At 73.6% G+C, this 20,076-nt stretch carries 17 protein-coding genes; 9 read left to right on the forward strand and 8 right to left on the reverse strand.

The genetic code is table 11. The features are described from left to right. Positions 1–49 precede the first annotated feature (49 nt). Genes SNE206_RS16290 through SNE206_RS16310 form a run of 5 tightly spaced genes read right to left on the reverse strand, consistent with a single transcriptional unit; the run spans position 50 to position 4,296 of the window. Positions 50–703 carry a polysaccharide deacetylase family protein gene (locus SNE206_RS16290; RefSeq protein WP_407914083.1) on the reverse strand — a complete coding sequence of 218 codons (654 nt, stop codon included), beginning with the start codon at positions 701–703 and terminating at the stop codon, positions 50–52. Next, the gene (locus SNE206_RS16295; protein ID WP_407914084.1) at positions 704–1,276 is read right to left on the reverse strand and encodes a VOC family protein; all 573 of its coding nucleotides are present in this window, start codon (positions 1,274–1,276) and stop codon (positions 704–706) included. After that, positions 1,264–2,226 carry an amidohydrolase family protein gene (locus tag SNE206_RS16300; RefSeq protein WP_407914085.1) on the reverse strand — a complete coding sequence of 321 codons (963 nt, stop codon included), beginning with the start codon at positions 2,224–2,226 and terminating at the stop codon, positions 1,264–1,266. The genes SNE206_RS16295 and SNE206_RS16300 overlap by 13 nt, the downstream gene beginning before the upstream one ends. Beyond that, positions 2,223–3,029: a nuclear transport factor 2 family protein gene (locus tag SNE206_RS16305; protein WP_407914086.1), complete on the reverse strand. Its 807-nt coding sequence runs from the start codon at positions 3,027–3,029 to the stop codon at positions 2,223–2,225. Before SNE206_RS16305 ends, SNE206_RS16300 begins: the two co-directional genes overlap by 4 nt. 58 nt (positions 3,030–3,087) lie before the next feature. Further along, entirely contained in the window at positions 3,088–4,296 is a 1,209-nt protein-coding gene (locus SNE206_RS16310; protein WP_407914087.1) for an acyl-CoA dehydrogenase family protein, read from the reverse strand. Between the two features lie 807 nt (positions 4,297–5,103). Here SNE206_RS16310 and SNE206_RS16315 point away from each other — a divergent pair. Continuing rightward, on the forward strand, positions 5,104–6,690 hold the full coding sequence (locus SNE206_RS16315; protein ID WP_407914088.1) for a bifunctional 3-(3-hydroxy-phenyl)propionate/3-hydroxycinnamic acid hydroxylase: 1,587 nt from the start codon (positions 5,104–5,106) through the stop codon (positions 6,688–6,690). 441 nt (positions 6,691–7,131) lie between these two features. Then, complete coding sequence (locus tag SNE206_RS16320) at positions 7,132–9,615, forward strand: discoidin domain-containing protein (RefSeq protein WP_407914089.1); 2,484 nt, start codon at positions 7,132–7,134, stop codon at positions 9,613–9,615. A 178-nt stretch (positions 9,616–9,793) separates the two neighbouring features. On the opposite strand, the gene SNE206_RS16325 is transcribed toward SNE206_RS16320, so the two are convergent. Both SNE206_RS16325 and SNE206_RS16330 read right to left on the reverse strand, forming a co-directional pair. Continuing rightward, positions 9,794–10,441 carry a nuclear transport factor 2 family protein gene (locus tag SNE206_RS16325; protein WP_407914090.1) on the reverse strand — a complete coding sequence of 216 codons (648 nt, stop codon included), beginning with the start codon at positions 10,439–10,441 and terminating at the stop codon, positions 9,794–9,796. Between the two features lie 65 nt (positions 10,442–10,506). Beyond that, positions 10,507–11,073 carry a flavin reductase family protein gene (locus SNE206_RS16330; RefSeq protein ID WP_407914091.1) on the reverse strand — a complete coding sequence of 189 codons (567 nt, stop codon included), beginning with the start codon at positions 11,071–11,073 and terminating at the stop codon, positions 10,507–10,509. A gap of 273 nt (positions 11,074–11,346) precedes the next feature. Between SNE206_RS16330 and SNE206_RS16335 the strand changes: the two genes are divergently transcribed. After that, positions 11,347–12,555, forward strand: coding sequence for an acyl-CoA dehydrogenase family protein (locus tag SNE206_RS16335; RefSeq protein WP_407914092.1), 1,209 nt, complete (start codon positions 11,347–11,349; stop codon positions 12,553–12,555). A 121-nt stretch (positions 12,556–12,676) separates the two neighbouring features. Here SNE206_RS16335 and SNE206_RS16340 read toward each other — a convergent pair whose 3' ends face one another. After that, positions 12,677–13,357, reverse strand: a complete 681-nt coding sequence (locus tag SNE206_RS16340) for a GntR family transcriptional regulator (protein ID WP_407914093.1) — start codon at positions 13,355–13,357, stop codon at positions 12,677–12,679. Between the two features lie 135 nt (positions 13,358–13,492). On the opposite strand from SNE206_RS16340, the gene SNE206_RS16345 reads away from it, so the two are divergent. From SNE206_RS16345 to SNE206_RS16370, 6 genes are all read left to right on the forward strand, one after another. Continuing rightward, positions 13,493–14,356, forward strand: a complete 864-nt coding sequence (locus SNE206_RS16345) for a fumarylacetoacetate hydrolase family protein (RefSeq protein WP_407914094.1) — start codon at positions 13,493–13,495, stop codon at positions 14,354–14,356. 79 nt (positions 14,357–14,435) lie between these two features. Next, positions 14,436–15,419, forward strand: a complete 984-nt coding sequence (locus tag SNE206_RS16350; RefSeq protein ID WP_407914095.1) for a VOC family protein — start codon at positions 14,436–14,438, stop codon at positions 15,417–15,419. Positions 15,420–15,431: 12 nt separating this feature from the next. Then, positions 15,432–17,381, forward strand: coding sequence for an acetoacetate--CoA ligase (locus SNE206_RS16355; protein WP_407914096.1), 1,950 nt, complete (start codon positions 15,432–15,434; stop codon positions 17,379–17,381). A 46-nt stretch (positions 17,382–17,427) separates the two neighbouring features. Next, a complete protein-coding gene (locus SNE206_RS16360; RefSeq protein ID WP_407914097.1) occupies positions 17,428–18,408 on the forward strand; it encodes an amidohydrolase family protein in 981 nt (326 codons plus the stop codon). Positions 18,409–18,466: 58 nt separating this feature from the next. After that, positions 18,467–19,924, forward strand: coding sequence for an amidohydrolase family protein (locus tag SNE206_RS16365; protein ID WP_407914098.1), 1,458 nt, complete (start codon positions 18,467–18,469; stop codon positions 19,922–19,924). 28 nt (positions 19,925–19,952) lie between these two features. Next, positions 19,953–20,076 (forward strand): acyl-CoA dehydrogenase family protein (locus SNE206_RS16370; RefSeq protein WP_407914101.1); only part of this gene is annotated, 124 nt, incomplete at its 3' end.

A 20,076-nucleotide genomic window follows, 5' to 3' on the forward strand; every position in this document is an offset into this window, starting at 1 on the left:
GGGCCGGGGACGGGCCCCGGGGAGCGGTGCTCCCCGGGGCGCGGGTGGTTCACGGCGAGGTCAGCGGTGCCAGGTCGCCCTGCACGACGCCCCGGCGGACGGGCACGCAGGCGTCGGGGAAGTCGGCGACCACCTCGACCCCGCGGGCGGCGACCTCGTCGAGGAAGGCCGGCAGGTGTTCCATCGCCCGGGGCACGATGTCGTGGAGCACCAGGACGGTCCACGGCTGCGCCGCGATGTCGGCCAGGGCACGTGCCGGCCATCCGGCCGGGTCCTCCCAGTCGCGGGGGACGCTGTTCCACAGCACCACGGTGTACTGCTGCGCGGTGAGGTGGGCGAGCGCGTCGCGGCTGAACAGGTGGGGCCCGAGGACGCCGCCGCCGCCGAAGGGCCTGAACAGCTTCTCCGGACCGGCCAGGTCGCCGAGGAGGTCCTGCATGTCGGCGATCTCGCGCCGGACCGCGTCCGGGCCCGGGTCGTCGCCGAGGGGGGTCGTGTGGGTCGTCGAGTGGTTGCCGATGCGGTGGCCGGCGGCGGCCACCTGCTCCAGCGTCTCCCGGCCGCGCGGTTCGAGCAGTTGGGTGCCGACGGGGAAGAACGTGGCCGGCAGGTCGCGGGCGGCGAGCTGCCGCAGCACCCAGGGGGTGGTGCCGGGGGCGGGACCGTTGTCGAAGCTGAGCGTGAGACGCCTGGCCGGGGCCATCTAGCTCTCGCGGAAGGTGTTGTTGCTGCGGTGGTCGCCGCTCAGCCACCGGTCGAGGTCGGCGTGGGCACCGGCCAGCCGTTCGGCCTCGATGCGCGCCGTGTCGGGGTGGTCGCGGGTGAACTCCAGCTGCAGGCCGTCGGGGTCGGTGGCGTAGAGGGACACGCAGTAGCCGTGGTCGATGACCAGGTGGTCCCAGGCGTTGTCGGCGAGGCGCCGGATCATGGCCTGCTGGGTGGCGTCGTCGACCTTGAGGGCCACGTGGATGAAGGGCGAGGGCCGGAAGCGCGGTTCGAACAGCGCCTGGTCGCCGGGGTCCGCGAACTGGAAGAAGGCGAGGGCGCTGCCGTCGGCGAGGCCGTAGAACGTGTGGCAGTAGACCCGCTCGGCGCCCAGGAGTTCGTCGGTCTCGGTCCAGGTGGCCACCAGCGGGATCCCGAGGACGCCCTCGTAGAAGTGCTGCGTGGCCCGCTGGTCCTTCACGACGTAGGCGTTGTGGTGCAGCCGGCTCGGGAGCATGCCTGCCCCGGTGCCCTGCGGTGCCGCTTCCGGCCGGGTGTTCACGTCAGGCATGGTCGTTCTCCTCGCTGGGGGATGAGCGATGCGGTGGTCTCGTGGTTGATGCGGTCCGACCAGCCCGGGCGGGTGGTGAGGAAGTGGTCGAGGGAGTCGGCGAAGCGGGTGGCCACGGGCAGCGGTGCGGCCGGCCAGTCGGTGCCGAACACGACGTGTCCCGGTCCGGCGAACTCCAGCAGTCCGGCCAGCGTGGCCGGGCCGGACGCCAGCGCGGTGTCGTAGTAGAAGCGGCGGAGGTCCCGGTGGACCTCGTCCGCGGACAGGCCCGGGGAGAACATCGTCAGGGCCTCGATCCGCGGGGCCACGTACGGGACGAAGCCGCCGGCGTGCGAAAGGATGATCTTCACCGAGGGGAAGTCCCGCAGCACACCGTTGATCACCATGTGCACGGCGGTCCTGGTGGTGTCGAAGGGGAAGTCGACCCAGCCGTGCGCGCCCGGGAGCTCCGGCAGGCCGGGCACGAGGGTGGGGTGGACGAACACCACCGCGGCGCGCTCGTCGAGGGCCTGCCACAGCGGACGGAACTCCGGGTCGCCCAGGTACCGCCCGTCGGCGTTGCTCATGAGGGCCACGCCGTCCGCGTGCAGTTCGTCCAGGGCGAAGACCGCCTCGGCCACGGCTCCCTCGACGTCGGGCAGCGGGAGGCTCGCGAACAGGCCGAACCGGTCGGGGCGGCGTCCGACGACCTCCGCCCCGAAGACGTTGACCGCCCGGGCCAGCCGCCGTGCCGCGGCGTCGTCCCCCAGGTGCACGCCCGGGGCGGTCACCGACAGGATGCCCTTGCGGGTGCCGACGGCGTCCATCGCCCGCAGCGCGTCCTCCTCGGACCAGGCCGGTACGAACGGCGGGCCGTTCGGGGCGTCGACCACGGCCTCGGCCCAGACCGGCGGCATCATGTGCTGGTGCACGTCGATGCGGCCGTCCCCGGAGGCGGAAGCACCGGTCACGACCCGGCTCCGGCCGCCGTGACGGGGAGGGCGAAGGCCAGGGCCGGCGTCTCCTCGCTCACCACGTACCGCCGCAGGTGGCGGCCCGTCACCTGCGCCTCCGCCAGCGCCCGGCGGAAGGCGGCCACGTGCAGGGTGTCCATGTGGCCGCGGAAGTCGCCCTCGGAGCGCCACCGGGAGTAGACCCGGACCCGGCCCGCCGTCCGCGGGTCCGCTGCCACCAGGTAGTCCAGGCTGCCCTCCTCCAGCTCGGACGCCGCGAGCGCCATCTCCTGGGCGGCCGTCATCAGCCGGTCGCGGTTGTCCGGTTCGACGTCGATCCAGCCGGCGACCACGAACGCGGTGCTCTCGCCGCCGGCCGCGGCGGGAGCGCCGTGCGGGGCGTCGCCCAGGCTCCAGGTGCCGCGGGCCACCCGGCCGGTGATCCGCCAGCCGTCCTCCGTCCGGGCGAGGGCGTCGAGGTAGCTGCCGCCGATGTCCATGACCCGCGGCTTCGCCGACCCGGCGGCGGGGCGCAGCACGTAGTGCGACTGGTACTGGGAGCGGCAGGTGGCGGTGTCGCCGGTGATCTCCACCTGGTGGTTGGCGACCAGGTGCTGCGACCGGTCGATCTCCATGGCCTTCACGACCCCGGCGCAGAACGCGCCGACCTGCCCGGGGCCGACGTAGCGCGCGTCCGAACCGTAGTCGGCCACGGCGTCCGCGGCGAAGACCTGGTCCAGGTCCTCGAAGCGGCGCTGGTCCAGCGCCCAGCAGTACCGGACGGTCACTGCGACGATCTCGTCCCTGTCGGTGCTCGTCATCGTTGTTCCTCTCTCGTCGTGCGGAGGTGGTACGGCTCGTCGTTCCCGTGGCGGGGGCTCAGGTGAAGATCAGGGTGGGGTCGGGCTCGGTCGAGCGGCCCAGGAGGATCTCCCCGGCCCGTGCCTGCATGCCGTCCTCGTCGATGGTCAGGTGGCCGAGGATGGTCTGGAGGTCGCGCAGGTAGTGCTGCGTGACGTCGCCGGACCTGAAGATGCTCGACCCGGACCCGGCGACGGCCGTCCGGACGGCCTCCTGGGCCAGCCGGATGACGCTGAGGCAGTCCAGCTTGAGCTGGGCGCGGAGTTCGAAGTCGAGGTCCTCGCCGCTCTGCGCGTTGGCGTCCGTGGTCGTCCGGACCACGCTGTCGAGGACGGCCTGCGCCGCCCGCAGGGCCGAGACGGCCCGGGCGTAGCGGATCTGGCCGGCGACCGTGTCACCCGTGACGGTCGGGCTGAAGGCGGCCCGCCGCTTCTCCAGACGGTCCCGGTAGCCCTCCAGCACGGCCTCCGCGGTACCGAGGACGATGCTCGGGCCGATGAGCTGGATGAGGTCGCGGCCGTCGTAGGCGTACAGCGGCTCGGGGTGCAGCGACGCGCCGGAGCTGTTGCGGGAGCACTGCTGGAGGAAGTTCTCGACCCGGTGGGCGGGCACGAACACCTGCTCCAGTTTCACGTCGTGGCTGCCGGTGCCCTTCATCCCGGACATGAACCAGGTGTCCTGGACGTCGGCCTCCGCACGGGGGAGGAGGAACACGGAGGGGAACGGCTCGCCGTCGATGATCGCGGTGACCATCACCCAGTCGGAGTGCATGACGCCCGAGCAGTAGCCCCAGTAGCCGGTGACGAGGTAGCCGCCGTCGACCGGTTCGGCGCGTCCGGGCGGGTTGGCGACGCCGGCCATCTGGGCCGGCCTGCCGTCGGTGAAGAAGTCCTTCTGTGCCGCCTCGGGGAACCGGGCGAGCAGGTAGTTGTGCGACATCAGGAACCCGAGGGTCCAGGCGGCGGTCGGGTCGCCCTGGGCGAGCGCGCGCATCACCTGGACGGCGTCGTCGAGGCTGCCGGCCGATCCGCCGAGGCTGCGGGGCAGCAGCAGGGTGAAGATTCCGGCGTCGTGGCCGTCCTGGACGGTCTCCGGCGGGAGCCGGCGCAGTTCTTCGGTCGCGAAGATCCGCTCGCGGAGCCGGGGCACCAGCTTCCAGGTGCTGGCGACGACCTCTTCGGCGGAGGGCCGGGCGACCGCCGTGGGCGAGGAGGTGGTGGGTGTCATGTCGGACCCCTTCGTGGAAGGTGCGGGGGGAGCGGAGGGTGTGACGGGCTGCGGGGCCCGGTGCGTACGGGCGGACACGCGAGGGCGTGACGGTGCAGTCGTCGGGGGAGTGGTGGTGCCGCGCGGCGGACGTGGGCCGCGGCCGTTCTTCCGGTGGGCGAGGGCGCGCTGTGCCGTGTCCCGCGTACCGGTCCCGGTGCCCTGCCGACCTCTGGGTGGTACGGCACCGTTCTTTCCTTAACGTAGACGCCACTCGGGAGAAACGCAATCGTTCTATATGGGTTTCTGCGGGCCTACCGGCGAGGAGGCGGTGCGGCTGTGCGGCGGGAGGCGCGGGAGGGTGCGCGGGGGCGGAGCGCGAGGTGTGCGGCGGAGGCGCGGGAGGGTGCGCGGGGGCGGAGCGCGAGGTGTGCGGCGGAGGCGCGGGAGGGTGCGCGGGGGCGGGGCGCCGTGGGCCGGTCCCGGCCGCAGATGCCGGCGGGCCCGCCGTGCGGGCGTGCGCGCCCTCGCCGACCTGTGCAAGTGCCCTCGCGCGCAGACGAATCGGCGGCGGGCGGGTGGAGGCCGGATCGTCCGCGCCCGCCTGGGGGTGCCACCCTCCGGCGGTCGCCATCCTGCCGGAAGTTCGCGAATCTATTGCATTCTCGATAATCCTGATGAACACTCCGAGGCGGCGGCGCCACGCCCGGACCGGCCCCCCGCACACGCGTCGGGCCCGCGGGCACGAGGCACCCGCCGCCCCCTCCGCGCGCCCGGCGGCACCCCCGACCGCTGCCCGCGCACCGCACCGTGGAACGAGGAACCCCCATGACCCCGCACGACACCCGCAACCCGGACAGTGACGTACTCGTCGTCGGAGCCGGCCCCGTCGGCCTGGCCTGCGCCCTCTACCTGGCCCGCGACGGGTGGACCGTCACCGTGCTCGAACGCTGGCCCGCCCCCTACCCCCAGCCGCGGGCCGTGCACTTCGACGACGAGGTGGCCCGGCTGCTCGCCGACGCGGGACTCGGCGAGGACATCGGCGCCTTCAGCGAGCCGGCCGACACCTACGAGTGGGTCAACTCCGGCCGCGAGACCCTCCTGCGCTTCGACTGGTCCGGCCGGGGGGCGTCCGGCTGGCCCACCGCGTCGATGATGCACCAGCCCGACCTGGAGCGGGCCCTGGCGCTCCGCGCCGACCGGCACGAGAACATCACCGTGCTGCGCGGGCACGTGGCCGTCGGGCTGACCGAGGACCCCGGCGCCGTCCGCGTCACCACCCGGGACGCCGAGGGCACCCTCCACCACTTCACCGCCCCCTGGGTCGTCGGCAGCGACGGGGCCAACAGCTTCGTGCGCACACGCATGCCCACCCGCATGCACGACCTCGGCTTCTTCTACGACTGGCTGATCGTCGACGTCCGGCCGCACGAGCCCCGCACCTGGGAGCCGGTCAACCTCCAGATCTGCGACCCCGCCCGGCCCGTCACCGCCGTCTCCGGCGGACCGGGGCGCCGTCGCTGGGAGTTCATGCGCATGCCCGGCGAGACCGTCGAGGAGCTCGACACCGAGGCCACCGCGTGGAAGCTGCTCGCACCCTGGGACCTCACGCCCGCCAACTGCACGCTGGAACGGCACGCCGTGTACACCTTCCAGGCCCGGTGGGCGGACGTGTGGCGCGCGGGCCGGCTCCTCCTGGCCGGCGACGCCGCCCACCTGATGCCGCCCTTCGCAGGGCAGGGCATGTGCTCCGGCATCCGCGACGCGGCCAACCTGAGCTGGAAGCTCGGCCTCGTCCTGCGGGGCGAGGCCGGCCCGGGCCTGCTGGACAGCTACGGCACCGAGCGCAGCGCGCACGTCCAGCACGCGATCGGCATGTCCGTGGAGCTCGGCAAGGTCATCTGCGTCACCGACCCGGGCGCCGCCGCCGAACGGGACGCCTTCATGATCGGCAAGGGGGCCGATCCCGGGCGGATCCTGCCGCCGCTGCCCCCGGCGGTGCTCACCGACGGCGTCGTCTCCCGCGTCCCCGGAGGACCCGCGGGCCGCGCGGCCGGACGGCTGAGCCGGCAGGCCCGGGTGACCTGGCGCGGCCGCACCGGCCTGCTGGACGAGGTCGTGGGGCGCGGGTTCGTGGTGGCCTCCACCGCAGACCCCCGCACCGTGCTGACGCCGCAGCAGCTGGCGTTCCTGGAGCGCATCGGTGCCTGCCTGCTGCACCTGGCGCCGCTCGGCGGTACCGCGGACCCGGAGGTCGCCGCCTGGGACGTGGACGGCTTCTACGTGCCGCACCTGGACGCCGAGCAGCTCGCGGCCGTCGTGGTGCGGCCCGACCACTACATCTTCGGCGCCGTCGGCTCGCTGCCGGACCTGCCCGCGCTCGTGGACGACCTGCAGCACCGGATCGCCGGCTGAGCGGCGGTGAGCCGGTCCCTCCGGGGCCGCCGGTCCCTCCGGGCGGGCCGCCGCAGACCGGGCCGGCCGGCGGGCCGTCCGCGCTCCGGAAGGCGGTCGGGTGGTAAGTATTTTGCATTTGAGAGTCGAATAATTGCGCAAAAATGCCAGGACTTCCGGGCTCGGATTCCAGGGCCGAAGGCGGGTCGCCCGGGTGGTCGAGTGCTCAGTTCCGGGCAGACCTAACGGAATCAGCCGGGATGGCCACCCGACCCGGCCTCTCGACTCCCTCAAGGTCAAGATATTGCAAGTTTCTGTAGCCATATTGCCCTCGGCTTGTTGCGCTGCTTGACTGTTCCCCGCCCACCCAGGCGCCTCACCGGCGGCCCCCGCAGGGCCGCCCGAGCAACACCTACGTGACCGGGATGTATCACCATGAGATGGATAGGCAGGCGCGCGCCCGTGGCCGTGCTGATGGCCGTCGCCCTGACGGGCCTCGCGCAACCGGCCGGTGCGCTCAGTCCGCACACCCCTGCTCCCCAGGGGGCCGCCGCGCAGGAGCAGTTCGGCGCGGGTGCCGGCGGCGGCGCGGGTGCGCGCACGCCCTTCACCGAGTACCAGGCGGAGGACGCGCGGACCAACGGCACCGTCCTCGGCCCCGACTGGGCGTACGGCACGCTCGCTGCCGAGGCCGTGGGCCGCCGTGCGGTCCAGCTCGACAAGCCGGGCCAGTACGTGGAGTTCACGCTGAAGAAGGCGGCCAACGCGGTCAACGTCCGCTACAGCGTGCCCGATTCGGCCGACGGCAAGGGGATCGACGCGACCCTCGGCGCCTACGTCGACGGACGGTTCGCCAAGTCCCTTGCCGTCACCTCGCGTTACAGCTGGTACTACGGCCAGTACCCGTGGACGAACAGTCCGGCCGACGGAGGCCGGCGCCAGCTCTACGACGACGCGCGGCTGATGTTCGACCACACCCTGCCGGCCGGCAGCACCGTCCGCCTCCAGGTCGGCCGGGGCGACACGGCCCCGTGGTACGTGATCGACACCGCCGACTTCGAGCGCGTCGACGCCCCCGCGTCCGCGCCCCGCAACGCCCTTTCGGTCACGTCCTTCGGCGCCGACCCGTCGGGCAGGGCCGACTCCGGTGACGCGTTCCAGCGCGCGATCGACGCCGCCCGCGGCACCGGCCGGACCGTGTGGATACCGCCGGGCACGTTCACGGTGACCCGCCACCTCCTGGTCGACCGCGTCACGCTGCGCGGCAGCGGCCCCTGGTACAGCGTCCTGCACGGTGCGGGCGTCGGCGTGTACGGCAACTACGCGCCCGACGTGAGCTCCGACGTGCACCTGGCCGACTTCGCGATCTTCGGCGAGGTGGCGGAGCGCAACGACTCCGACCAGGTCAACGGCATCGGCGGCGCACTGGCCCGCTCGACCGTGGACAACATCTGGATCCAGCACACCAAGGTCGGCGCCTGGCTGGACGGCCCCTTCGACGGCCTGAGCCTCTCGCGCCTGCGGATCCTGGACGTGACGGCCGACGGCGTCAACTTCCACGACGGCATCACCCACTCCTCCGTCACCGACAGCTACGTCCGCGGCACCGGTGACGACGGCCTGGCGATGTGGTCCGACCAGCACCCGAACTCCGGCGACGTCTTCGCCCGCAACACCGTCAGGTCGCCCGCGCTCGCCAACAACATCGCCCTCTACGGGGGCAGCGACAACGCGGTGACCGGCAACCTGGTCACCGACACCCTCGTGCAGGGCGGCGGCATCCACGTCGGCAACCGCTTCGGCTCGGTGCCCCTGGCCGGCACCACGACCGTCGCGCACAACACCCTGCAACGGACCGGCACCCTCGACCTCTTCTCGCACATCGGCGAGGGCGCGCTGTGGTTCTGGGCCGCCGACGCCCCGCTGACCGGGAACGTCGACGTCGAGGACAACCTGATCCAGGACAGCGCCTACGAGGCCGTGCAGTTCCTCGGCTCGTCGGTCGACGGCGTCCACTTCGCCCGCAACACCGTCGACCGGGCCGGGACGTTCGCCTTCCAGCTGAACGCGCCCGGCTCCGCCTCGGCCCGCCTCCTGACCGCAGGCGGCCTCGGTGCCGGCGGCCGCTACGACTGCGGCTCCGGCTTCGCGTTCACCGAAGGCCCCGGCAACCGCGGCTGGGCCGACGCCCACTGCGGCTACCCGGCGCCCGGCCCGCTCCGGGTGAGCGGCCTCGGCGGGACGCTGTCCTTCGAGACCGACGAGGTCGGAAAGTCCAGCGACCCGCAGACCGTCGTCATCACCAACCCGGGCCCGCGGCCCGCGCGGATCGCCTCCGTCGGCATCACCGGCGTCTACACCCTCGCGAACACCTGCGCCGCCGTGCTCGCCCCGGGCGAGAGCTGCACCGTCGGCATCCGCTTCGTGCCCACCGCGCGCGGCGACCGCAACGGCTCGCTGACCGTCTCCGACGGCACCTCCGCCGGCCGCTACCAGGTCCACGTCACCGGCCGGGTCGTCACCAGCACCGTCGGCAACCTCGCCGTCGGCCGCCCGGTCACCGCCAGCGGCTCCCACGACGGCTTCCCTGCGGCCGCCGCGGTCGATTCCGACACCAACACGTACTGGGAGAGCCCGGCGCTGACCTCCCCGCAGTCCCTGACCGTCGACCTCGGCGCCCCGGTGACCGCGGCGCGCGTGTCCCTGAAGCTCAACGGCGGCTGGGGCGGCCGCACCCAGCACCTGGAGATCCTGGCCGGCGGCGACGACGGGACCTTCACCACCGTGGCCCTCCCCGCCGACTACCTGTTCGACCCGGCGACCGGCAACAACACGGTCGACATCGCCATCCCGTCCGGTACCTACCGCTACATCCGCGTCCAGGGCACCACCAACTCCGGTGCACCCGGCCTCCAGCTCGCCGAGTTGGAGGTGTACGCCGCGTAGGCGGCATCGCCCGGGCATCCGGGCGGTACCGGTCGTCCGGTCGTCCAGGCGGTACCGGTCGGACCCCGGTCGGATCCGACCGGCAGGCGAGACCGTCAGCACCCACGGCCGGGGCCCGCAGAAGGGGGCCCCGGCCTGCGGCGTGCCCGGCCCGGCGTGCCGCGGGCCGGGTGTCCGCTCAGGTGCGGGTCCGGGCCCAGGCGACGGCGGAGGCGTACAGCGCGGCGGAGTCCTGCGGCCGGTCGTCGCCGTAGAGGTCGTCCCCGATGCGGTAGCCGCGTCGGCTCAGGACGTGGGCCAGCATGCGGTAGGGGGGCCGGAAGGCCGCCAGCTCCTCCGCGTCCACGGTGAGGCGGGTGCCCGGCAGGCTGGTGGCCAGGGTGTCGCTTTCGTAGACGGGGTCGACGGAGACGATGAGCCACCGGCCTTCGCGGCGCTCCGCGCGGTACAGGATGCGGGTGCGGGAGGTGACGTCCACCTCGACGCCGTCCAGCAGGGTGCGGACCTCGATGGCGGCGGGGACCTCGGCGAGGGCGCGGTCGCCGTGGACGTCGACGACGGGCGGGGAGAGGCGGTGGGTGGCGGTGTCGCCGCGTTCGGCCATCTTCTGCGACTCGGTGACGAAGTCCGCGCCGGTGCCGCGGAACCAGCTGACGCGCACGGTGGAGTCCGGGGCGAAGCACGCGCGCATGACGTCCCACCGCCCCCGGTCGCGGCTCTGTCGTTCGTGCAGCACCAGTTGGGTCACGGCGGCGGCGTAGGCGGCGTAGGCGGCGTCGGCGTATGCGTAGGCGGGGTCGGCGGGGCCGGGGTCGGCGGGGTTCACGGGGATGTCCTTTCGGAGGTGCGGGAGCACGGTGCGCGCGGTCGGGTGGTCGGGCGACCGGGCGGTCAGGCGTCCCACCAGTCGAAGCGGTGGGTGGGGGCGTGCCGGACACGGGCGCCGTCCAGCTGCACCAGGCGCCCCTGGTGGAAGATCAGCGGCCTGCGGTCGCCGTCCGCCGCGGAGAGCTGCCGCACCCGGCCCGTGATCGCGAGGTGGTCGCCGGCGGGGACGCTGCTCTCCACGTCGCATTCGATCCAGGCGGTGCAGCCGTCGATGCGCGGCGCACCGTTGCCGGCCGGCTCCCAGGTGCAGGAGGCGAAGCGGTCGCCGGTGCGGCCGGCGAAGGCGCCGCACTGGCTCTGCTGGTCCTCGGCCAGCACGTTGACGCAGAACCGTCCGGCGGCGACGACGGCGGCCGCGCTGGCCGAGCGCAGGTCGCAGTAGAACACGACCAGCGGCGGGTCCAGCGAGACCGAGGTGAAGCTGCCGACGGTGACGCCGACGGGGCCGTCGGGGGTCTGCGCGGTCACGACGCTGACCGCGGTGGGAACCCGGCCGAGGACCTTGCGGTAGTCGGCCGCGGTGACCGCCTGCGGGCGGGCGGACGGCGTGGCCGTGGCGGATGCGGACATGGCGACCTCCGGGTGCGGTGCTGTGGGGCACGTTTCCCCCACATGAACCCACCGTCACGACCTGGTGAACATGGTCCGGTGGGGCAGGACGGACGGCCGCCGTTGTGCTCCGGGCCCAAAGATCCCGCGGACTGGTCTGCCGGCCCAGGCCCGTCCGCGGAGTCTGTGCTCCCGGCACCACGACAGTGCGGCCGACGTGGCGTGGAATCCGTGCACCGGCAACCATCCCGAGCGCGGTGCCGTCGCCGACACCGCCGAGAGCCAGGAGCACCCATGACGACCACCACCACGAAGACGACGACGGACGGCTTCGCGGCCCTGACGCCGTCCGGGCGCGCCGCCGCCCTCGTTCCCCTGCTGCGTGCCAACGCGGCCCGGTCGGAGGAGGGCCGCCGGGTCGTCGAGGAGAACATCGCGGCGCTGTCCGACGCCGGTCTGTTCCGGCTGACCGTGCCCCGGCGCTTCGGTGGCGAGGAGACGGACCTGCGGACCTTCCTGGAGGTCGGCTCGGAGCTGGCGTGCGGCTGCGGTTCGACGGCCTGGGTGGCGACGCTGATCAACGTCTGCAACTGGATGGTCGGCCTCTTCCCGGAGCAGGCCCAGCAGGAGGTGTGGGGCGAGGACCCGCAGGCCCGGGTCTGCGGTGTGCTGGCGCCGAGCGCGACCAGCCGCGCAGTGGAGGGCGGCCTGGTCGTCACCGGCCGGTGGGGCTTCGCCTCCGGGTCGCTGCACGCGCAGTGGGCCGGTCTGGGCGTGCCGATCGTGGACGCCTCGGGCGCGCAGACCGACCAGGGCGTGGCGCTGATCCCGCTGTCCGAGCTCTCCGTCGAGGACACCTGGTACGTGGCCGGGATGCGGGGCACCGGGAGCAACACCCTGGTCGCCGAGGAGGTCTTCGTGCCCTCGCACCGGATCATGTCGATGACCGCCGCCGTCCAGGGCGTCCGCCCGACGGAGTACCAGGACGAGACGCTGTACCGCTCGGCCTTCATCCCCGTGCTCGCGCTCGTGCTGGCCGGCCCCCAGCTGGGCCTGGCGCAGGCCGGCCTGGAGCTCGTCACCGCCTCGCTCGCCAAGGGCAAGGGCATCTCGTACACCTTCTACGAGCGTGCCGACCAGTCGCCCTCCACGCAGATCCAGATCGCCGAGGCGGCGCAGCTGATCGACACCGCCCGCCTGCACCTGATGCGGGCCGCCGACGACATCGACGCGTGGGCCGCCCGCGGGGAGTACATGCCGGTCTTCAACCGTGCCCGGGTGCGGATGGACACCGGGTACGTGGCGCGGCGCTGCCGCGAGGCGCTGGACATCCTGCTGAGCGTGCAGGGCGCGGGGAGCTTCGCCGAGGTGAGCCCGCTGCAGCGGATCTGGCGCGACCAGGAGACCGGCAGCCGCCATGCGGTGATCAACACCGCGATCTCCACGGAGCTGTACGGGCGGGCGCTGCTCGGCATCGAGGAGCAGGTCACCCCGCTGATCTGACGCCGGCCACGGGCGGCCGGGGCGGGGGTCCGCCCCGGCCGGCCCGAGGACGGCCGGCCCGGGGCGGGCCCCGGCCGAGGTCCGGGTGCGCGGCGGGCCGCCGGTCAGCCGACGGCGCCGGTCAGCCGACGGGTTCGGTCTCGGCGCGGACGACGGTGCGCAGGGAGGCGGAGGTGCGGTCGATGTGCTCGGCGAGGAGTCGGGAGGCCGTGGTGGCGTTCCGGGCGAGGACGGCGTCGAGGAGTTGCTGGTGCTCGTGGGCGACGTCGCGGTCGTAGTCGTGTCCGACGGGGCGGGACCAGCGGCGGTAGAGCGTGGCGGCGTCGCGCAGGGCCATGGTGACGGCGAGCAGCCGGTCGTTGCCGCAGCCGGCGAGCAGGGCCTGGTGGAAGCGTTCGTGGACGGCGAACCACTCCGGGTCGGGGCTGCCGTCGGGGAGCGTGGTGGGTGTGCCGGCCAGCTGGTGGTGGGCGGCGACGGCGGCCGCCTCCCACCGGAGGTCGCCGCGTTCGACGGCGCGGCGCAGCACCAGCGACTCGATCTCGACGCGGGCCTCGGTGAGTTCGTCGAGGTGCTGCAGGGAGAGGGCGACCACGCTGAAGCCCTGCTGGGGTGCGGCGGTGACCAGGCCCTGTTCGGACAGGCGGGTCAGGGCCTCACGGACGACGGACTGGCTGACCGTGAAGCGCTGGGCGAGTTCGACCAGGCGCAGCCGCTGCCCGGGCTGCAGCCGTCCCTGGAAGATCTCCTCGCGGATCAGCGCGTGGACCGTGCCTGCTCGTGTCGCCTTTTCTCCCGCCATGGTCGCAGAGGGTAGCAGGAAGCGCTATGAGGAACAATTATCGTTAATCTCTTGCCTTGGCGATAATTTGCGTGAACACTGCGTGTCAGAGCCCGGCGCGACAGAGCGGCAGGGCACCGGAGCGGGAGAGACACCATGCGCCTGGCGAACATCGACGGACGGACGGCCCTGCGCCTCGCCGACGGCTACCTCGACGTGGAGGCGGCCAGTGACGGCAGGTTCGGCCCCGACCCGCAAGGGCTGTTCGCCGACTGGGAGGCCTTCACCCACTGGGCGGGCGAGTACCTGCGGGCCGATCCGGCCGGCCGTGCCGCGCCCACCACCCCGGTCGCCGGCGCGCCGTTCGGCCCGCCGGTGCCCCGCCCGGCCCAGGTCTTCGCCGTCGGCCTGAACTACCGCGACCACGTGGCGGAGTCCGGCCTGCAGATCCCCACCGAGCCGGCCGTCTTCACCAAGTTCCCGTCCTCGCTCACCGGGCACGAGCAGGCCGTCACCCTGCCCGAGGGCCTGGTGGACTGGGAGGCCGAGCTGGTCCTCGTCATCGGCCGCCACTGCCACCGCGCCACCCGCGAGACCGCGTGGTCGCACGTCGCCGGAGTCACCGTCGGCCAGGACCTCTCCGAGCGCCGACTGCAACTGACCGGCCCCGCGCCGCAGTTCTCCCTCGCCAAGTCCTACCCCGGCTTCGCCCCCACCGGCCCCGAGCTGGTCACCGTCGACGAACTCGCCGACCCGGACGACCTGGAGCTCGGCTGCATGCTGGAGGACGGCGAGGTCCTGCAGAAGAGCCGCACCTCGAACATGATCTTCGACGTGCGGGAACTCGTCGTCCGCCTCTCGGCCGTCTGCCCGCTGCTGCCCGGCGACCTGGTCTTCACCGGCACCCCGGCAGGCGTCGGCGGCGCCCGCAACCCCCAGAAGTTCCTCGCCCCCGGCGACACCCTCGTCACCTGGATCGAAGGCGTCGGAACGCTGCGCAACCCGATGCTCGCCCCCTGACCGGACACCACCCGCCGAAGGACAGGCCGTCGGACGACAGGCCGCATCGGAAGACACCCACCGGAAGGAAGCCCGAGCCATGCCGCTGCACAGACTGACCCAGATCGTCATGGGCGTGCCGAACGTCGAACAGGCCGCCGCCTACTACGAGGACTTCGGCCTCACCCCGGGCGCCACCACCCCGGGCGCCACCACCCCGGGCGCCACCACCCCGGCCCACGCCGACGCGCGCGTCCTCGCCACCGTCGACGGCGGCGACCAGCTGCGGATCGTCCGCACCCCGCGCCGCCGCCTCGTCGAACTCGGCGTCGGCGTCGACGACCCCGACGACCTCGACCGGGTCGCCTCCTCCCTGGAGCGCCTCGGCGTCCCGGTGAACCGCACCCCCACCGCCGTCGCCGCCGTCGATCCCGGCACCGAGGTCCTCGTCCGCGTCGAGATCGCACCGCGCTACCGCCAGGCCCCGACCCCCGCCCCGCCGTACAACACGCCCGGCACCGACGCGCGCCTGCACCTGCGCGCCCCGGGCATCCTCCGCGAGGACCGGGTGCGGCCCCGCAAGCTCGGACACGTCGTCCTCGGCTCCACCGACCAGACGTTCTCCCAGCGCTTCTTCCAGCAGGGCATCGGCTTCAAGGTCAGCGACACCGTCCCGGGCCTGGCCGCGTTCATGCGCTGCTCGACCGACCACCACAACGTCCTCGTCCAGCAGGCGCCGGTGGCGTTCCTGCACCACACCTCCTGGCAGGTCGACGACGTCGACGAGGTCGGCCGCGGCGCCACCGCCATGCTGGAGGCCGACCCCGACCGGCACACCTGGGGCCTGGGCCGGCACTTCATCGGCTCCAACTTCTTCTGGTACCTCAAGGACCCGGCCGGCACCTTCTCCGAGTACTACTCCGACCTCGACTGCATCGTCGAGGACGCCCTGTGGACACCCGGCGTCTGGGAGGGCGCCAAGGCGCTGTGGGCGTGGGGCGCCCCGCCGCCGCCCTCCTTCCTCGCCCCCGAGGACCTCGCCGAACTCATGACCGGCGCCCACGCCGCGCCCGCGAAGCAGTAGGAGAACGCCGCCATGTCCCACCCGCCGATCTGGGCCCCCGACCCGGCGGCCGCGGAACACTCCCGCATCGCCAGGTTCACCGAGTTCGTCGCCCTGCGGACCGGTACCGCCCACCCCGACTACCGGTCCCTGTGGAGGTGGTCGGTCCAGGACCTCGCCGGCTTCTGGTCCGCGGTGTGGGACTTCTTCGACATCCGCTCCGACACGCCGTACGAGCGCGTCCTCGACGACGCGCCGATGCCCGCCACCCGCTGGTTCCCCGGCACCCGGCTCAACTACGCCGAGCACGCACTGCGCGGCGACGACGACAGCGAACCCGCGGTGATCTCCGAGGGCGAGGACGGCACCACCGTCACCGTCACCCGGGCCGAACTGCGCGCCCGGGTCGGCGCCCTGGCCGCCTGGCTGCGCGGGCAGGGCGTCACCCCGGGCGACCGGGTCGTCGGCTACCTGCCCAACACCGTCCACACCGTCGTCGCCTTCCTCGCCACCGCCGCCGTCGGCGCCGTCTGGTCGGCCTGCGGCCAGGACTACGGCGCGCAGGGAGCCGCGGCCCGCTTCGCCCAGCTGGAGCCCGTCGTCCTCTTCACCGCCGACGGCTACCGCTGGAACGGCACCCTGCACGACCGCGGCGACGAGGCCGAGGACCTGCGCCGGGCCCTGCCCACCCTCCGGCACACCGTGCACGTCCCCGTCCTCGGCCGGCCCCTGCCCGCGGACCCCTCCACCACCGCGTGGGAGGACGCCACCGCCGGCGACCACGAGCCGCTCTTCGAACGCCTCCCCTTCGACGCGCCGCTGTGGGTGCTGTTCTCCTCCGGCACCACCGGCGCCCCCAAGGGCATCGTGCACGGCCACGGCGGCGTCCTGCTCGACCACCACAAGCTGCTCGGCCTCCACCTCGACCTGCACCCCGGCGACCGCTTCCTCTGGTACACCACCACCAACTGGATGATGTGGAACATGGTGGTCTCCGGCCTGCTCGTCGGCGCCACGATCGTCCTCTACGACGGCAGCCCCGGCCACCCCGCACCGCAGCGCCTGTGGGAGCTCGCCGACCGGCACCGCGTGTCCGTCCTCGGCGTCAGCCCCGGCTACCTCCTCGCCTCCGCCAAGGCCGGCCTCGAACCCGGCCGCGACCTCGACCTGTCGGCGCTGCGCACCCTCGGCTCCACCGGCGCGCCCCTGCCCGCGGCCTGCTACTTCTGGGTCCGCGACCACGTCGGGAGCGGCGTGCAGGTGGCGTCCACCAGCGGCGGCACGGACATCGTCAGCGGCTTCGCCGGCGGCGTCCCGACCGTCCCCGTCCGGCCGGGCGAGATATCCGCCCCGCTGCTCGGAGTCGCCCTGGAGGCCTGGGACGCGCACGGCCGCCCCGTCGTCGACCAGGTCGGCGAACTCGTCGTCACCCGCCCCATGCCGTCCATGCCGCTCTCCTTCTGGAACGACCCCGACGGCAGCCGCTACCACGACGCCTACTTCAGCGCCTATCCCGGCGTCTGGCGGCACGGCGACTGGATGACCACCACCCCCCACGGCGGCGTCGTCGTCTCCGGACGCTCCGACTCCACCCTCAACCGCCAGGGCGTGCGCCTCGGCAGCGCCGACGTCTACGCCGTCGTCGACGACCTCCCCGGGATCCGCGAGAGCCTCGTCATCGGCGCCGAACTCCCCGACGGCGGCTACTGGATGCCGCTCTTCGTGGTGCTGGAACCGGGCCACGAACTCACCGACGACCTCCGCGCCCGCATCGGCACCGCCCTGCGCACCCAGGCCTCGCCGCGGCACGTCCCCGACACCGTCCTCGCCGTGCCCGCCGTGCCGCACACCCGCACCGGCAAGAAGCTGGAGGTGCCCGTCAAACGCCTCCTCCAGGGCGCCGCCGTCGGCGACGTCGTCAGCCGCGAGGCCGTCGACGACTACGACGCCCTCCTGTACTTCACCCGCTTCGCCCGGACCTGAGACCACCCCGCACCCGGCCGGCACGGCCGACGAAACGAGCCACCCGATGACCACCCGCCCCGTGACCCCCGACCCCTCCGCCCTGATCGACGTGCACGCCCACTTCGTGACCGACGGCTACACCGCCGCGGCGAAGGCCGCCGGACACACCCACCCCGACGGCATGCCCGGGTGGCCCGACTGGAGCCCCGAGGCGCACCTCGACCTCATGGACCGCCACGGGATCCGCACCTCCGTCCTCTCCGTCTCCTCCCCGGGCGTCCACTTCGGCGACGACCCCGCCGCCCGCGCCCTCAGCCGCGAGGTCAACGACTTCGCCGCGCAGGTCCGCGACCGGCACCCCACCCGCTTCGGCCACTTCGCCTCGCTGCCGCTGCCCGACGTCGAGGGCGCCCTGCACGAACTCGCCCACGCCCTCGACGTCCTGGGCGCCGACGGCGTCGCGGTCGAGACCAACCACCACGGCGTCTACCTCGGCGACCCCCGCAACGAACCCCTCTGGGCCGAGCTGGACCGCCGCCGCGCGACCGTCTTCGTCCACCCCACCTCCCCGCCCCACGCCGACGCCGTGTCACTCGGCCGGCCCCGCCCGATGCTGGAGTTCCTCTTCGACTCCGCACGCGCCGCGAGCGACCTCGTCCTGGGCGGCGTCCTCACCCGGTACCCCGGCATCCGGTGGGTCCTCACCCACGGCGGCGGCGCACTGCCCCTGCTCGCCGACCGGATGGAGCTCTTCCGCACCGGCATGGCCGGCGCCGACCACGACCCGGACACGCCCACCGTCCAGGAACAGCTCCGCACGCTCTGGTACGACACCGCCGGCACCCCCTTCCCCCGCCAGGTCCCCGCCCTGCTCGCCGCCTTCGGCCCCGACCGGATCCTCTACGGCAGCGACTACTGCTGGACCCCCGCCCCGGCCGTCGCGGCCCAGATCCGCTCCGTCGACGCCGCACCCCCGCACACGGCGGCCGACACCTGGCGCACCCTCACCACCCGCAACGCCCACCGGCTGCTGCACCGCCCGTGACGGACCACCGCGAACCCCGCACCCCGGACACGTTCCCCGGACCACCAGGAGCCCCCCGATGACCACCGCACCGCCGCAGCCGGGCCCGGGCAGCGGGCCCCGCCCCGCCCTGCTGCTCAGCTCCGCCACCGTCGTCGACACGCGGGACGGCACCCTGGCCACGGACACCGACGTGCTCGTCCGCGACGGCCGCATCGCCGAGGTCCGCCCCGGCATCACCGCCCCGGCCGGGGCCGTCACCGTCGACGCCCGGGGAACGTACGTCGTCCCCGGCTTCGTCGACATGCACGCCCACCCGCTCGACCGCCGCACGGACCCCACCGGCGCCCTGGAACTCATGCTCGCCCACGGCGTGACGGGCTTCCGCCAGATGTCCGGCTCCCTCGACCTGCTGCGCCGCCGCACCGCCGGCACCCTCGACCTGCCCGCGGCCTCGCCCGCGCTGCTCGCCACGCCGGGGGCCCTGCTCACTCCCGCCAACGCCGGCACCTCCGCCCGGGCCGTCGCCGCCGTCCGCGAACAGCACGCCGCCGGGGCCGACTTCATCAAGGTCGGGCTCGTCACCCCCGAGGTCTTCTTCGACGCCCAGGCGGAGGCGCTGCGCCTCGGCCTGCCCATCGTCGGCCACCTGCCCGCCGGCATCGACACCGCCGAGGCCTCCCGGCGGGGCATGAAGTCCATCGAGCACCTCGGCCCGGGCGTGGGCCTGTTCGCCTGCTGCTCCACCGACGGGCACCACGTGCAGGAGGCGGCCGGATCCCGCCCGAAGATCAAACTGCCGCCGTTCAGGATCCCCTTCCTCGAACTCCTCCTGGGCCGGATCATCGCCAAGGCCGTCGTCAACCCCGTCAACCTCAACAGGCCCGCGGACATCGAGATCCTCGACCACGCCCTCGGAACCTTCGACGCCGACCTCGCCCGCACCATGGCGGAACGCTTCGCCGCCGACGGCACCTGGCACGTCCCCACGCTGATCCGGGAACGGACCAGCCAGCTCTGCGACGACCCCTCCTTCCGTGCCGACCCGGACCTGCGCTACGTCGCCCCGTCCGTGATCAAGGACTGGGAGGCCGCGGCCGAGAAGTTCGCCCGGTTCCCGCCCGAGGCCCGCGCCACCTTCAGGGCCGCCTACCGGCGTCAGCTGGAACTGACGAAACTCCTCGACGACGCGGGCGTGCGGATGCTCGCCGGCAGCGACTCCTCCGGCGCCGCCTGGGAGGTCCCCGGCGCCGCCCTCCACCACGAGTTCGACGAGCTCGCCCGCGCCGGCCTCGGCCCCCTGCGCATCCTGCAGATGACCACCCTGCTCCCCGCGGAGTTCCTCGGCACCACCGGCACGGCGGGCACCGTCGCCCCCGGCCGGAACGCCGACCTCGTCCTCCTCGACGGCAACCCCGTCGAGAGCGTGGACAACCTGCACCGCATCACCGGCGTGGTCCGGGCCGGGCACCACCACCCGGCCGCCGACCTGCACGCCCTCAAGGAGCGGATCGCCGCCCGCCGCTCCGTCCACTGAACCGCCCGCCGACCTCACGAGGACCCACATGTCTGATTCCGACCTCTTCCGGCCGACCGAGGAGCACGACATGCTCCGGGACGCGATCCGTTCGCTGGCCGAGGCCAAGATCGCCCCGTACGCGGCCGAGGTCGACGAGCAGGGCCGTTTCC

This window comes from Kitasatospora sp. NE20-6, from assembly GCF_045862635.1.

Bases quoted from the DNA above. Each gene is read 5' to 3' on its own strand.
- SNE206_RS16290 (WP_407914083.1), bottom strand. From the start codon at position 703: ATGGCCCCGGCCAGGCGTCTCACGCTCAGCTTCGACAACGGTCCCGCC.
- SNE206_RS16295 (WP_407914084.1), bottom strand. From the start codon at position 1,276: ATGCCTGACGTGAACACCCGGCCGGAAGCGGCACCGCAGGGCACCGGG.
- SNE206_RS16305 (WP_407914086.1), bottom strand. From the start codon at position 3,029: ATGACGAGCACCGACAGGGACGAGATCGTCGCAGTGACCGTCCGGTAC.
- SNE206_RS16310 (WP_407914087.1), bottom strand. From the start codon at position 4,296: ATGACACCCACCACCTCCTCGCCCACGGCGGTCGCCCGGCCCTCCGCC.
- SNE206_RS16315 (WP_407914088.1), top strand. From the start codon at position 5,104: ATGACCCCGCACGACACCCGCAACCCGGACAGTGACGTACTCGTCGTC.
- SNE206_RS16330 (WP_407914091.1), bottom strand. From the start codon at position 11,073: ATGTCCGCATCCGCCACGGCCACGCCGTCCGCCCGCCCGCAGGCGGTC.
- SNE206_RS16335 (WP_407914092.1), top strand. From the start codon at position 11,347: ATGACGACCACCACCACGAAGACGACGACGGACGGCTTCGCGGCCCTG.
- SNE206_RS16340 (WP_407914093.1), bottom strand. From the start codon at position 13,357: ATGGCGGGAGAAAAGGCGACACGAGCAGGCACGGTCCACGCGCTGATC.
- SNE206_RS16345 (WP_407914094.1), top strand. From the start codon at position 13,493: ATGCGCCTGGCGAACATCGACGGACGGACGGCCCTGCGCCTCGCCGAC.
- SNE206_RS16350 (WP_407914095.1), top strand. From the start codon at position 14,436: ATGCCGCTGCACAGACTGACCCAGATCGTCATGGGCGTGCCGAACGTC.
- SNE206_RS16355 (WP_407914096.1), top strand. From the start codon at position 15,432: ATGTCCCACCCGCCGATCTGGGCCCCCGACCCGGCGGCCGCGGAACAC.
- SNE206_RS16360 (WP_407914097.1), top strand. From the start codon at position 17,428: ATGACCACCCGCCCCGTGACCCCCGACCCCTCCGCCCTGATCGACGTG.
- SNE206_RS16365 (WP_407914098.1), top strand. From the start codon at position 18,467: ATGACCACCGCACCGCCGCAGCCGGGCCCGGGCAGCGGGCCCCGCCCC.